Origin of the sequence: Siccirubricoccus sp. G192 (assembly GCF_019084075.1) — a bacterium.
Taxonomy (GTDB): domain Bacteria; phylum Pseudomonadota; class Alphaproteobacteria; order Acetobacterales; family Acetobacteraceae; genus G192.
This window is the reverse complement of record NZ_JAHREN010000001.1, coordinates 5,261,921-5,274,554: the sequence shown is the minus strand read 5'-3', so window position 1 is coordinate 5,274,554 and position 12,634 is coordinate 5,261,921. Positions and strand designations below refer to the sequence as shown.

The window sequence follows — 12,634 nt, the reverse complement described above, 5'->3', positions numbered from 1 at the left end:
TCGCACCACCGGTATCCCGGCTGAGCCGGGCTATCGGGCGGCATCAGGACTGGGCCGCCGCACCGGGCCGGCCAGCCGCAACCCCGCCAGCAGCAGCCGGGCGGCCAGGATCTGCCGCGGCAGCGCACCGGGCGGCAGCGCCCTGCGGGCCAGCGCTGGGCTCGCCGCCTCCACCGCCGCCCAGGCCGCGCCGAAATGCCGCGCGCCGAGCAGCCCGGCCAGCATCCCGGCGGGGAGGCGCAGGCGGCGCGCCCAATGCCACAGGGCCGGCGTCTCCGGCGCGACGCTGCCCACCCCGTCCCGCCAGAGCCGCCGCAGCGCCGCGCGGGCGGCCAGGCGGCGGCGGGCCGCGGCCAGGGGTTCCGGCGGCGCCCCCGGCAGCGGGCCGGGCGCGGCCCGCACCACCACCTCCGGGGCATGGCGGATGCGGCGGTCGCGCTGGCGCAGCGCCCCGAGCAGCGCCGCCACGCCATCCTCCGCACCGGCAGCAGGCAGGCCACCCGCGGCCAGCAGCGCGTCGCGGGTGAGGGCAAGGCTCGCCCCGCTTTCCAGCCCATGCCGCGGCCAGGGATCATCGGGATCGGGGTCGAGCCGCGCCGCCAGCGCATCCAGCAGCGCGGCGTAACGGGCCGCCGGGCCGGCGGGCGCGGCGGCCAGCACCCGCCCCGCCACCGCATCCGCCCCGGCGGCGATGGCGGCGAGGTTGGCAGCGAGCCAGTCCGGCGCGGGCGCCGCCGCGGCTTCGGTGGTCAGCACCACGGTGCCGGGGGTATCCGGGCCAAGCCAGCCGGCGGCGGCCGCCATCGCCTGCCGCCACGCCCAGGACGGGGCGGCGGGCGGCGCCTCCAGCACCCGCAGCGGGAAGGGCAGGCCGCGTGCCAGGCCGTCCGGCTGCCCCTGTCCTGGTTCCAGCAGCAGCAGCACGCCGAAGGCGCCGGGCGCCAGGCGCAGCCCTGCCGCGCCGCGCTGCCCCGCCAGGGCCGAGAGGCAATGGCCCAGCCCGGCCGCCGCGCCGCCGACCGGAATCGCCACCACGGCCCGTGGCACGGCGAGACTGGAAGGTGCGACCACCGCCTGGAGCGGCGCGGGGAGTTGGGCAGGGGGCATGGATAGGTCCGAGGGTGGCGCCGATGCGCCGGCGACCTTATCGTCGCCGGAATGGTACCAGGGCGCCGGTCACGGAGCCGCCAGCCGGGATCACGATTCGGCGTGGCCCGGAATGGTTGCGGCGCGATGGGGGTTTTCGCCGCCGGCCCGCCGGTCCACATGGAGGCCCATGCACCGCCGCACCCTGCTCGCCATGCCCGCCCTGCTCGCCGCTGCTCCTGCGGCCGCGCAAGGCACCCTCACCGACCGCGACCGCCGCGACGTTGCCAGCGCCGAAGCCTGGCTGAACGACCTGCGCAGCCTGAAGGCCAGGTTCCTGCAGATCGCGCAGAACGGCGCGGCGGTGGAGGGCACCGCCTGGATCGTGCGCCCCGGCCGGATGCGCTTCGAATACGACCCGCCGGAGCCGCTGCTGCTGGTGGCCAGCCATGGCCAGTTCTTCTATTTCGACAAGGCGCTGAAGCAGGCGACGACCCTGCCGCTCTCGGCCACGCCGCTCGGCATCCTGCTGCGCGACAACCTGCGGCTTTCGGGCGAGATCACGGTGTCCCGGGTGGAGCGCAGCGGCGGCCTGGTGCGCATCACGCTGTTCCGCACCGGCCAGGCGGCGGAAGGGCGGCTGACCCTGGTCTTCGGCGGCGATCCGGTCGAGTTGAAGCAATGGGCCGTGGTCGATGCCCAGGGCCAGGAGACGCGGGTCAGCCTGTTCCAGACCGAATATGGCGGCCGCTTCCCGTCCCTGCTCTTCGATTTCAACGACCCTCGCTTCCGCGAGGAGCTCGGCATCCAGTAGCGCCGCGTCGAAATTCGGCATGGCCAGCGAGGAAGGGATGCCGGCCATGCGGAATTGCGGCGGCACCCGGTGCGCTCGCGTCTTGATCGCGCCGCAATCCCTTGCGATGTTCAGGAGTGATGAAACCCCTCATCGGCATTTCCTGCTGCGTGAAACCCTTTGGCATTTTCGGGACGCCGAATCATGCCGCCTCCGACAGCTACGTGCGCGTGGTGCTCGGGCCGGTCGGCGGCATCCCGGTGCTGCTGCCCGCCGCCGGTGAGGCCATGGCGCCGGAGATCCTGCCCCGGCTGGATGGGCTGATCCTCACCGGCAGCCGCTCCAATGTCTGCCCGGACTACTATGATGGTCCCCCGCATGCCGAGGGCACGCCGGAGGATCATGCGCGGGACGCCACCACCCTGCCGCTGATCCGCGCCGCCATCGCCGCCGGCCTGCCGCTGCTGGCGATCTGCCGCGGCTTCCAGGAACTGAACGTGGCACTGGGCGGCAGCCTGGACCAGCGCATCCAGGACCTGCCGGGGCGAATCGACCATTCCACTCCCTCGGACCAGCGCCTGCCGCGGGTTCGGGTGGCCAAGGCGCATACGGTGCGCCTGCAGCCGGAGAGCCCCTTCGCGCGGCTGGCCGGCGGGGTGGTGCAACTGCCGGTGAACTCCCTGCATAATCAGGGCGTCGCCCGGCTCGCGCCGCGGCTGGTGGCCGAGGGCTGGGCGCCGGATGGCACGGTGGAGGCGGTGCGGGTGAAGGACGCGCCCGGATTCGCGCTCGGCGTGCAGTGGCATCCGGAGTATGACTGGGAGCGCGACGCGGTGAGCCGCCGCCTCTTCGAGCTTTTCGGCCGGGCGGCCGCCGATTGGGCCGCAGGCCGGCACCTGGCGCAGGCCGCCGAATAGCCCAGTTCCATTCAAGATTGCGAGAACGATGCGGATCTGACGGTGTTGCATGGCTGCACCGCGCAATCACCTTTTGCCTCGCCGGGGGGCAAATCGCTATTATCACAGTGCCAGCCGAATACAGGCTGGTGGTCGATGTCCGGTTTCCCCTGCCGGCTCGCCCGACCTTTCCGATCGGAAACTATAACAACGGCGCCCGGTCACCCCCCTGACCGGGCGCTTTTTTTCCGGGTTTTCGCCTGGTAGGCGAGTAGTTTCAGAAAATATTCAATCTTATGCGGAAATGCCGGGCTTCCGGGCGCGCATCGGCGCTGCTATGCCTCGCCGCCATCCGCATCCCAGGAGTTCGCAGGCATGTCCGACTATGTCATCGCCCCGCCGGTGGTGGCTGCCGTGCCGATCAAGGGCAGCAGCCAGATGTTCCCGGTGCGCCGCATCTTCTGCGTCGGCCGCAACTATGCCGAACATGCCATCGAGATGGGCAGCGACCCGACCCGCGAGCCGCCCTTCTATTTCGCCAAGCCGGCCGATGCCCTGGTGGTGCGGGGCGCGGACATGCCCTATCCGCCGATGTCGAAGTCGCTGCACCATGAGATGGAACTGGTGGTGGCCATCGGCTCCGCCGGCGCCGATATCAGCGTGGCCGATGCGCTCGGCCATGTCTGGGGCTATTGCGCCGGCCTCGACATGACCCGCCGCGACCTGCAGAACGAGGCGAAGAAGACCGGCCGCCCCTGGGACATGGGCAAGGGCTTCGATAATTCTGCGCCCATGGGTGAGCTGGTGCCGGCGCGGGACATCGATGTCTCGAAGGGCCGGATCGAGCTGAAGGTGAACGGCAAGGTCCGGCAGACCTCGGATTTGTCCAAGCTGATCTGGTCGGTGCCGGAGGTGATCTCCAACCTCTCCCACCTGGTGCGGCTGGCGCCGGGCGACCTCATCATGACCGGCACGCCGGAAGGCGTCGCGGCGGTGGAGCGGGGCGACCTGCTGGAAGGCTTCGTCGAGGGTGTCGGCGAGGTCCGCTGCCGGATCGTCTGAGATGCCTGCCGCGCCGAACCTGGCCCGCGCCACGGCGCGGCGGCCGCTCCGCATCGCCACCTGGAACATCAACTCCGTCCGCCTCCGCCGGCCGCTGCTGGCCGAACTCGTCAAGGCGCTCGACCCCGACGTGCTCTGCCTGCAGGAGACGAAATGCCCGGATGAGGTCTTCCCGCTGGAAGACCTGAGGGCCTTCGGCTTCCCGCATGTCGCCTACAAGGGGATGAAGGGCTACAACGGCGTCGCCATCCTCTCCCGCCTGCCCTTCACGGCGCGGCAGGACGACCCGGACTGGTGTGGCAAGGGCGATTGCCGGCACCTGGCGGTGGAACTGGACGCGCCGGGCGGGCCGATCGAGCTGCATGACTTCTACGTGCCGGCCGGCGGCGATACGCCGGACCGGGAGGCCAACCCGAAATTCGCCCATAAGCTGGATTTCGTGGCCGAGGCCACCGCCTGGACCGCCGGCCGCGGCACCGCCAAACGCAGCGTGCTGGTGGGCGACCTCAATATCGCGCCGCTCGAACATGATGTCTGGAGCCACCGGCAGATGCTCGGCGTGGTGTCCCATACGCCGGTCGAGGTCGCGGCGCTGGAGGGCTGGCAGCGGGCCGGCGAATGGCACGATGCGCTGCGCCATTTCGTGCCGGCCGAGGAAAAGCTCTATACGTGGTGGTCCTACCGGGCGCGGGACTGGGAAGCGGCGGATCGTGGCCGGCGGCTGGACCATGTCTGGGTCAGTGGCGACCTGGCCGGGCGCCTGACCCGCCACGCCGTCCTGAAACCTGCCCGCGGCTGGACCCAGGCCAGCGACCATGTGCCGGTCATGGTGGAATTGGCGCTCTGAATCGGGCAGTGGAATAATATCTGCCATGGTCTCTCTTTCTCGTGAGCGATAGCATGGCGGGGCGGGGCGGCGACCAGCCTGTCGAAGGCCCCGGGGGAAAACGCCCGGTGTGGATCCTCGCCCTTGATGCCTCGCTCGCCCGCTGCTCCGCCGCCGTGCTGGCGGATGGCGTGGTGCTGGCACAACAGATCCAGGACGTGGCGCGCGGCCATGCCGCCGCCCTGCCGCCGCTGGCCGCCGCGGTGCTGGCCGAGGCCGGGGTGCCGCCCGCGAATCTGGATGCGGTGGCGGCGGTGGTCGGGCCGGGCGGCTTCACCGGCCTGCGCGCCGCCCTCGCCCTGGCCGAGGGCATTGCGCTCGGCGCCGGCCTGCCGGTGATCGGCGTCACCACCGGGGAGGCATTGGCAGCCGCCCTGCCGGAGGCCATCCGCGCCCGCCACACGGTCTGGGCGGTGGTGGACAACCGGCGTGGCCGGGTGGCGCTGGAACGCTTCGCCCCGGGCGCCGCCGCGGCGCAGGGGCCGCCGGAAATCCTCGCCGAAGCGGAGCTGCCGCAGCCCGCCGGCAAGGTCGCGGTGGTGGGCGATGCCGCCGCCGCCGTCGCAGCCAGGCTGGCCGCCCGTGGCGTGGATGTGGTGCTGACCGGGCTGCACCTGCCCGAGGCCGCCGCCGCCGCCCGTGTGGCGGCCCTGCGCCTGGCCGGCCGGCTGCCGCCGCTGGCCGCCCGGCCGCTCTATGTGGAGCCGCCGGCGGTGCGCCTGCCCGCCGCCACCCGGACGTGACCGTGATGCTGCGGCAGGCCGCCGGGGAGGATGCCCCGGCCCTCGCCGCCCTGCACGCCGCCGCCTTCCCGTCGGCCGAGGCCTGGGGGGCGGCGGCGATCGGCCTGATGCTGGCCATGCCGGGCGCCTTTGGCCTGTGGCGCGAAGGGCAGGGCTTCGTGCTGGCCCGCGTCGCAGCGGGAGAGGCGGAGATCCTCACCTTGGCGGTGCGGCCGGAAGCGCGCCGGCAGGGGCTCGGCGCCGCGCTGATGGCGGGGGGCGATGGCAGCGGCGCGGGCCCGCGGGGCGGCGGCGATGTTCCTGGAGGTGGCGGCCGGCAATCCGGCCGCGCTGGCGCTGTACAGGGGGCTGGGCTTCGACCGGGTCGGCCAGCGCCGGCGCTATTATCCGGACGGGTCGGACGCGCTGGTGCTGCGGCGGGACCTGGTTTCTTGAGACCAGCGCCCCGGCTTGCGGCCCCGGCCGGGACGCCCCTGGCCTAACCCTTCCGCAGCAGCAGCAGCGTGATGCCGTCCGGCAGTTCCTGCTGCGCCAGCACGGCATGGCCCTGCTCGGCGGCGGTGCGCGGGACGTTGCGGCGGGGCTCCTCGCCGCGCAGCCGGATCAGCAGCGTCTGCCCCGGCTGCATACGATCCAATGCCAGACGGGTCCGCACAAAGGTCATGGGGCAAGTCTCCGCGGTTATGTCGAGTTGGCGATCCGCGGTCAATTCTTGGCTTGGCATAGGATTCACCGGTTCATGCCCTTCAAACCCGAAAAACGCGTTGCGAAACGGCGAGAGGTGGCACTATAGCTTCCAAACTTTGATCGGGAAGATGCGTGTCATGGCTGAAGAAACCCCCACGGCCGACCTGTTGGGACTGACGGCGGAAATCGTCTCCGCGCATGTCTCCAACAATCCGGTTTCGCTCGGCGACCTGCCGAACCTGATCCAGGATGTATACCGCACCCTTGCTTCCGTCGGCCTGCCGGCGGTGAAACCGCAGCCGGAGCGGCCGCAGCCTGCGGTGCCCATCAAGAAGTCGATCACCCCCGAATACCTGATCTGCCTGGAGGACGGGAAGAAGTTGAAGATGCTGAAGCGGCATCTGCAGACTTCCTATGGCCTGACCCCGGAGCAGTACCGGGAGCGTTGGGGTTTGACCTCGGATTATCCGATGGTGGCACCGAATTATGCCAAGCATCGCTCCACCCTGGCCAAGAAGATCGGCCTCGGCACCAAGCCGCGCGGCCGCCCGCCCGGCAGCCGGCGCCGGGAGGCCGCCATGGCCGCCATGGCCACGTCGCCGACCAAGACCAACTGATCCGGCCGCCCGTCGCCGCTCGTCCGCAGATCCCGGCTGCGGCACGGAGGCGGCGGGCGCGCCCTCCCGCCTTGCGGAGGGCGCCACTGGAGCGGAAGGCGGCGCATATGATTGCCGCGCGCTGGCCAGGCATGCGCTTTTCGGCCTATTGGTCAGGCACGCGTTTCAGCGTGATGGTGGCGGCAGCCGCAGCAGGCTATGGTGGTGATCGAGACACGCACGGCAGGCCCTGCCTGCCGTCCGCCAGGAAGGGCACCGGCCCACGCGCATGGATACCCGCGCTTCGAATAACCGCGAAGGCGCCTCCCGCATCGAACGGCTCTGCATCGACCGCGGCCTGAAGATGACCGGGCAGCGCCGCCTGATCGCCCGCGTGCTGTCCGACAGCGCCGACCACCCCGATGTGGAGGAGCTGTATCGCCGCGCCGTGGCGCAGGACAGCCGCATCTCCATCGCGACGGTCTATCGCACCGTGCGCCTGCTGGAGGAGAAGGGCATCCTGGAGCGGCATGACTTTGGTGGTGCCCGCGCCCGCTACGAACCCACCGAGCATGGCCACCACCACCACCTGATCGATGTGGATACCGGCCGGGTGATCGAATTCGAGGAGCCGCAGCACGAGGCCCTGGCGCAGGCGATCGCGGCACGGCTCGGCTTCGAGCTGGTGGACCACCGGCTGGAATTGTTCGGCCGCCGCTTCCCCGAGGCCAAGCCCGCGCCCCGCCCGGGGCCACGCCGCGTGACACCGCGCCGCACCACCAACGGGCGGGACGCCGAATGACCCCTGAAAGCTCCCTCTCCTCCACCGAAGCTGACACCGAGGCCGGCTTCGGCGAGATCCGCGCCGGCAATCTCGGTGTCCGCATCGCCGAGACGGCGGCCGAGGTCGATGCCGCGCAGGCGCTGCGCTTCCGCGTCTTCTATGAGGAAATGGGCGCCCACCCGGATGCCAGCACCCTGGCCGCCCGCCGCGACAGGGATGCCTTCGATGCGGTGGCCGACCATCTCCTGGTGCTGGACCACGATATCGGCAATGGGCCGGAGGCGGTGGTCGGCACCTACCGGCTGATCCGCCGGTCCGCCGCCGCGAAGCTCGGCCGCTTCTACTCGGCGGATGAATACGACATCACGCCGCTGGTGAACCTACCCGGACAGATCCTGGAGCTCGGCCGGTCCTGCGTGCATGCCAATTACCGCACGCGCGGCAGCCTGCAGCTGCTCTGGCGCGGCATCGCGGCCTATATCTACAAGCATGAGGTCGTCGTGATGTTCGGCTGCGCCAGCCTGCCGGGAACCGACCCGGACGCGCTGGCGCCGCAGCTCACCTATCTGCATGCCAACCACCTGGCGCCGGCGGCGCTGCGGCCGCGCGCCCTGCCAAACCGCTATGTGGCGATGGACCGTCTGGACCCGGCCGGGCTCGACACGCGGGCGGTGCTGAACGAGCTGCCGCCGCTGGTGAAGGGCTATCTGCGGCTCGGTGGCTTCGTCGGCGAAGGCGCGGTGCTGGACCGGCAATTCAACACCACGGATGTCTGCGTGGTGGTGAAGACGGATCTCCTCACCGACAAATACCACAAGCACTACGAACGCAAGCGGGGCGGCCCGGGCCAGGGTGATGAAAGGTCCGGCGAATAGCCCGCTTCCGCCTCAATGGACCCCGCCGGGCTGGTGCGGGCTGTCCAGGCTGAAGCTCGGGATCGTCACGTCGAAGGGCTCGCCGGTATCGCTCACCACCATGTGGTAGGTGCCGCGCATGAAGCCGGAGGGCGTCGCCAGCGGCGTGGCGGAGGTGTATTCGAAGCTCTCGCCCGGATCGAGCACTGGCTGCTCCCCCACCACCCCGTCGCCCTGCACCTGCTGGGTGCGGCCCAGGGCATCGGTGATGCGCCAGGTGCGGCGCAGCAATTGCACGGTCCGGCGGCCCTCATTGGCGATGGTGACGCGATAGGCCCAGGCGAATTGGCCACGCTCCGGCTCCGACTGGTCGGCCAGGTAGAAGGCGCGCACCGTCACCCGGATGTCGCGCGTGACCTCGGTATAGGCAGGAGGGGTGGGCATGGCCGGCTCAGCCCCCGCGCGAGGTCGCGGGGGCGAAGGCGGTCCCGGTTTCCAGCATCATCGGCTCTGCTCCCAGTCCCGCCAGCCTGCCATGCCGGCAGTGCGGCACGCTACTCCGGCGGCCTATTCTGCCGCGCGCGAATCGATGGCACCGGCGGAGTCCAGCGCCTCGGCCAGGTCGTCGATCAGATCGGCGACATCCTCCAGCCCGACCGAGAGGCGGATCGTGCCTTCGGTGATGCCGAGCCGCGCCCGTTCCTCGGCGCCGATCCGCATATGGGTGGTGGTGGCGGGGTGGGTCACCATGCTCTTGGCGTCGCCGAGATTGTTCGAGACATCGATGATGCGCAGCGCGTTGCAGAAGCGGAAGGCCGCCTCCTTGGCGCCCCCTGGGGCGCCCCCTGGGCCTCCGGCGAGGTCGAAGGTCACCACCGTGCCGCCGCCCGACATCAGCCGCTTGGCCAGCGCATGCTGCGGGTGGTCGGCCCGGAAGGGATACAGCACGCGGTCGACCTCCGCCCGCTCCGACAGGAAATCGGCGATGGCGGCAGCGCTGCGCCCCATGGCATTGACCCGCAACGCCAGGGTCTCCAGCCCCTTCAGGATCACCCAGGCATTGAAGGGCGAGAGCGCCGGACCGGTATTGCGGGTGAAGGGCTGCAGCACCTCATCGACCCATTTCTTGCTGCCGAGCACGGCGCCGCCGAGGGTGCGGCCCTGGCCGTCCATGTGCTTGGTGCAGGAATAGACCACCACATCGGCGCCCAGCGTCAGTGGCTTCTGCAGCAGCGGCGTCGCGAAGACATTGTCCACCACCACGATGGCGCCGGCCTGGTGCGCCAGCGCCGCCACCGCCGGCAGGTCCGCCATTTCCAGCATCGGGTTGGAGGGCGTCTCCAGCAGCACCAGGGCGGCGGGGCGGGACAGCGCGCTCTCCCACTGCGCGAGATCCGTGCCATCCACGAATTCCGTCTGGATGCCGTAGCGCGGCAGCAGGGTGGAGACGATCCAGTGGCAGGAGCCGAACAGCGCGCGGGAGGCCACCATGCGGTCGCCGGTCTTCAGATGCGACAGCAGGGCGGCATGCACCGCGGCCATGCCGGTGGCGGTGACGCGGCAGGCCTCGGCGCCTTCCAGCGCGGCCAGGCGCGCCTCCAGCATCGCCACGGTGGGGTTGCCGAAGCGGGAATACTGGTAGTGCTGCTCGGCGCCGGTGAAGGTCGCCTCCGCCTGCTCGGCGCTGTCGTAGACAAAGCCGGAGGTGAGGAACAGCGCCTCGGAGGTTTCGGCGTGGTTGCTGCGGTTGGTGCCTCCACGGACCAGCAGGGTGGCGGGGCGGAGCGGGCGATGCGGCAGGGATTTGGACATGGGTGAGGGACACCTTCAGCACGCGGCGTCCGGCCCCCTGAGCGGGGCGCGAGGGTGCCTATGGCAACCCCCAACGGCCGTTTAGCGCGCTTGTTTCACCTCGCCGCAAGCTGGCCGGACAAATCGCGAGGGGCAGCGCAGCCGCCACCAGGGCCACTGGCATAGGCCCGGCCAGCCGCACGGGTCAAGCGGCGAAGCGTGCGGATCCTGTCCCGACCCACCCCGCAAGGGCGCGGGCCGCGGCACGGGCGCATGTGGCCGAGCCTTGCCGCGCAGCGCCGGCACCGCTAATACTGGCCCGTGGCGCGGGCGTAGTTCAGAGGTAGAACGTCAGCTTCCCAAGCTGAATGTCGTGGGTTCGATTCCCATCGCCCGCTCCAAGGTTTTCAGCAGCCTGGCCAGGCATGGCTGTGCGGGACACGCCAGCCCCGGGCCGCGGGGGCACGCCCAGGACACGAATTTCCTCCGCGGCTTGGATCCACTGCCTCCTGCTCAGCGGGGCCAAGGTTCGGGCCCTTGTGCGCCTGCCATCGCTCAGCGTCTTTCGGGGATAGCATGCTCCGAGCCAAGGCAATGCCCGTGGTTCATGGTCCGCGAGCGTAGCCAGGATGCGGCAACCCGCGGGGGCGCCGCGGCAGCCAGTCTCCACCATGCGCGCCAGTTCGGCGCGCAACGCCTCGAGCCGCCGCAGTTTCCCTTCCACTTCGGCCAGCCAGGCGGAAACGATGCCGTGCGCCGCCTCGCCGGGGTGATCGGCCGCCCGGGCTTGCCGACAGCTCCCGACCGGCCGGAGGCATGACGGAGCGAGTGCCTCCACCGCCTGGGCATCGCCACGGTGTTCCATCAGTGTCTTGCAGCGCTGCACAGCCATCCCGGCGCTTTGCGGCATCCCATGCTGCGTTGCAGGAGGGTCGCAAGGCGCTGCTGCCGCGCCCGCTCTGGTGCTGTGGTCCAGTCTTCACTAACGTTTCCAGCCAGACCATTCCGGGGCGGCCGATCAATGCCACCGCGCGAAAGGCGGAATCCATCGGTGGGGGGCCGGGACGATGATCAATAAATTCGTGCGTTCCATGGCGGAGGCCATGAACGGCATCAAGGACAACTCCACCGTGCTGCTGGCCGGGTTTGGCGATGTCGGCACGCCCAATGCCCTGCTGGACGGGTTGATCGAGCAGGGCGCCACCAATCTCACCATCGTCGCCAATGCCGGCGGGCGGGCGCGCAGCCCGGACCACCCGGCGCGCGGCCTGCCACGGCTGATCGAACTCGGCCGTGTGAAGAAGCTGATCTGCAGCTTCGTTCGCGCCCAGAGCATAGCCGGCGAGGCGGTGCGCGACGGGCGGATGGAGGTGGAAGTGGTGCCGCAAGGCACGCTGGCGGAGCGCATCCGCGCCGCCGGCGCCGGCGTGCCCGCCTTCTTCACCCCCACCGGCGCGGACACGCTGGTGGCCGAGGGCAGGGAGGCGCGCGAATACGACGGCCGCACCTGCATCCTGGAACGCGCGCTGCCCGGTGATGTGGCGCTGGTCGAGGCCTGGATGGCGGATCGCTGGGGCAACCTGACTTATCGGGACAGCGGCCGCAACTTCAACCCGGTCATGGCCATGGCGGGAAAACTCACCATCGTGCAAACGCATCATGTCTGCGATCTCGGCCATTTGCCGGCAAACGAGATCGTCACCCCGGGGATCTTCGTCGATCGCGTGCTGCACGTCGAGGCCGGCGATCCGAAGCTGCCGGAATGAAGGGGCGCACGCGATGAACGAAACCGCACATGCATTCAGGCCGCTCGGCCGGGCCGGCATGGCCGCCCGCGCGGCGCAGGACATCCCGGAAGGCTGGTATGTCAACCTCGGCATCGGCATTCCCAGCCTGATCGCCGATCACGTGCCGGCAGACCGGGAAGTCGTCTTCCACTCCGAGAACGGCATCCTCGGCATGGGCCCGGCGCCGGAGAAGCACCGGGAGAATCCCTGGCTGATCAATGCCAGCACGCAGCGCGTCAGCCTGCGCACCGGCGGCAGCTATGTCCACCATGCCGACAGCTTCGGCATCGTCCGCGGTGGGCATCTCGATCTCTGCGTCCTCGGCGGCTTCCAGGTGGCGGAGAACGGCGACCTGGCGAACTGGGCACAATCGGCCAGCGAAGCAGGCCGCCAGATCGGCGGCGCGATGGACCTGGCCGTCGGGGCCAAGCGCGTCTGGGTGACCATGGAACACACCACCAAGCATGGCCATGCCCGCATCCTGAAGCAGTGCAGCTATCCGCTGACGGCGAAGCACTGCGTCAGCCGCATCTATACCAACCTCGCAGTGCTGGAGGTCACGCCGAAGGGCTTCGTGGTGATCGACATAATCCCCGGCCTGTCCTTCGATGAGTTGCAGGCACGCACGGAAGCCGTGCTGCACCGCGCCTGACAGCCTCGTTGCCCCCT

General features: G+C 70.4%; 15 protein-coding genes, 1 tRNA gene, 1 pseudogene and 1 riboswitch. Of the genes and pseudogenes, 13 read left to right on the top strand and 4 right to left on the bottom strand.

The annotated features are described in order from the left end of the window. Window positions 1–30: 30 nt before the first annotated feature. Window positions 31–1,107: a hypothetical protein gene (locus KSF81_RS25430; RefSeq protein ID WP_217381343.1), complete on the bottom strand. Its 1,077-nt coding sequence runs from the start codon at window positions 1,105–1,107 to the stop codon at window positions 31–33. A gap of 169 nt (window positions 1,108–1,276) precedes the next feature. Here KSF81_RS25430 and KSF81_RS25425 point away from each other — a divergent pair, with 169 nt between their 5' ends. The 7 genes and pseudogenes from KSF81_RS25425 to KSF81_RS30515 all read left to right on the top strand — a co-directional run bounded on the left by KSF81_RS25425 (window position 1,277) and on the right by KSF81_RS30515 (window position 5,901). Then, entirely contained in the window at window positions 1,277–1,900 is a 624-nt protein-coding gene (locus KSF81_RS25425) for an outer membrane lipoprotein carrier protein LolA (protein ID WP_217381342.1), read from the top strand. A 119-nt stretch (window positions 1,901–2,019) separates the two neighbouring features. Beyond that, entirely contained in the window at window positions 2,020–2,796 is a 777-nt protein-coding gene (locus tag KSF81_RS25420) for a gamma-glutamyl-gamma-aminobutyrate hydrolase family protein (RefSeq protein WP_217381341.1), read from the top strand. A 354-nt stretch (window positions 2,797–3,150) separates the two neighbouring features. Continuing rightward, entirely contained in the window at window positions 3,151–3,837 is a 687-nt protein-coding gene (locus KSF81_RS25415; RefSeq protein ID WP_217381340.1) for a fumarylacetoacetate hydrolase family protein, read from the top strand. Between the two features lies 1 nt (window position 3,838). After that, window positions 3,839–4,684: an exodeoxyribonuclease III gene (locus tag KSF81_RS25410; RefSeq protein ID WP_217381339.1), complete on the top strand. Its 846-nt coding sequence runs from the start codon at window positions 3,839–3,841 to the stop codon at window positions 4,682–4,684. Window positions 4,685–4,791: 107 nt separating this feature from the next. Next, window positions 4,792–5,466 (top strand): tRNA (adenosine(37)-N6)-threonylcarbamoyltransferase complex dimerization subunit type 1 TsaB, encoded by a 675-nt coding sequence (tsaB, locus tag KSF81_RS25405; protein ID WP_217381338.1) that lies wholly within the window; start codon window positions 4,792–4,794, stop codon window positions 5,464–5,466. 5 nt (window positions 5,467–5,471) lie between these two features. Then, window positions 5,472–5,672, top strand: a pseudogene (locus KSF81_RS32500) (ribosomal-protein-alanine acetyltransferase); the annotation flags it as partial. A 55-nt stretch (window positions 5,673–5,727) separates the two neighbouring features. Beyond that, window positions 5,728–5,901, top strand: coding sequence for a hypothetical protein (locus KSF81_RS30515; protein ID WP_254453743.1), 174 nt, complete (start codon window positions 5,728–5,730; stop codon window positions 5,899–5,901). Between the two features lie 43 nt (window positions 5,902–5,944). Here KSF81_RS30515 and KSF81_RS25395 read toward each other — a convergent pair whose 3' ends face one another. Further along, window positions 5,945–6,190 carry a sulfurtransferase TusA family protein gene (locus tag KSF81_RS25395; RefSeq protein ID WP_217381337.1) on the bottom strand — a complete coding sequence of 82 codons (246 nt, stop codon included), beginning with the start codon at window positions 6,188–6,190 and terminating at the stop codon, window positions 5,945–5,947. A 100-nt stretch (window positions 6,191–6,290) separates the two neighbouring features. Here KSF81_RS25395 and KSF81_RS25390 point away from each other — a divergent pair, with 100 nt between their 5' ends. The 3 genes from KSF81_RS25390 to KSF81_RS25380 all read left to right on the top strand — a co-directional run bounded on the left by KSF81_RS25390 (window position 6,291) and on the right by KSF81_RS25380 (window position 8,408). Beyond that, window positions 6,291–6,770, top strand: coding sequence for a MucR family transcriptional regulator (locus KSF81_RS25390; protein WP_217381851.1), 480 nt, complete (start codon window positions 6,291–6,293; stop codon window positions 6,768–6,770). A 268-nt stretch (window positions 6,771–7,038) separates the two neighbouring features. Beyond that, the gene (locus tag KSF81_RS25385) at window positions 7,039–7,551 is read left to right on the top strand and encodes a Fur family transcriptional regulator (protein WP_217381336.1); all 513 of its coding nucleotides are present in this window, start codon (window positions 7,039–7,041) and stop codon (window positions 7,549–7,551) included. Then, window positions 7,548–8,408: a GNAT family N-acetyltransferase gene (locus tag KSF81_RS25380; RefSeq protein ID WP_217381335.1), complete on the top strand. Its 861-nt coding sequence runs from the start codon at window positions 7,548–7,550 to the stop codon at window positions 8,406–8,408. Before KSF81_RS25385 ends, KSF81_RS25380 begins: the two co-directional genes overlap by 4 nt. A gap of 12 nt (window positions 8,409–8,420) precedes the next feature. On the opposite strand, the gene apaG is transcribed toward KSF81_RS25380, so the two are convergent. Further along, the gene (gene apaG / locus KSF81_RS25375) at window positions 8,421–8,831 is read right to left on the bottom strand and encodes a Co2+/Mg2+ efflux protein ApaG (protein ID WP_217381334.1); all 411 of its coding nucleotides are present in this window, start codon (window positions 8,829–8,831) and stop codon (window positions 8,421–8,423) included. 123 nt (window positions 8,832–8,954) lie between these two features. Then, window positions 8,955–10,199, bottom strand: a complete 1,245-nt coding sequence (gene metZ / locus KSF81_RS25370) for an O-succinylhomoserine sulfhydrylase (protein ID WP_217381333.1) — start codon at window positions 10,197–10,199, stop codon at window positions 8,955–8,957. Window positions 10,200–10,260: 61 nt separating this feature from the next. Further along, window positions 10,261–10,339: riboswitch (SAM riboswitch) on the bottom strand. A gap of 165 nt (window positions 10,340–10,504) precedes the next feature. Here metZ and KSF81_RS25365 point away from each other — a divergent pair. The 3 genes from KSF81_RS25365 to KSF81_RS25355 all read left to right on the top strand — a co-directional run bounded on the left by KSF81_RS25365 (window position 10,505) and on the right by KSF81_RS25355 (window position 12,617). Further along, window positions 10,505–10,579: transfer RNA gene (locus tag KSF81_RS25365), tRNA-Gly, on the top strand. 666 nt (window positions 10,580–11,245) lie between these two features. Next, a complete protein-coding gene (locus tag KSF81_RS25360; RefSeq protein ID WP_217381332.1) occupies window positions 11,246–11,944 on the top strand; it encodes a CoA transferase subunit A in 699 nt (232 codons plus the stop codon). Window positions 11,945–11,957: 13 nt separating this feature from the next. Beyond that, window positions 11,958–12,617, top strand: a complete 660-nt coding sequence (locus KSF81_RS25355; RefSeq protein WP_217381331.1) for a 3-oxoacid CoA-transferase subunit B — start codon at window positions 11,958–11,960, stop codon at window positions 12,615–12,617. The last annotated feature ends 17 nt before the right edge of the window (window positions 12,618–12,634 follow it).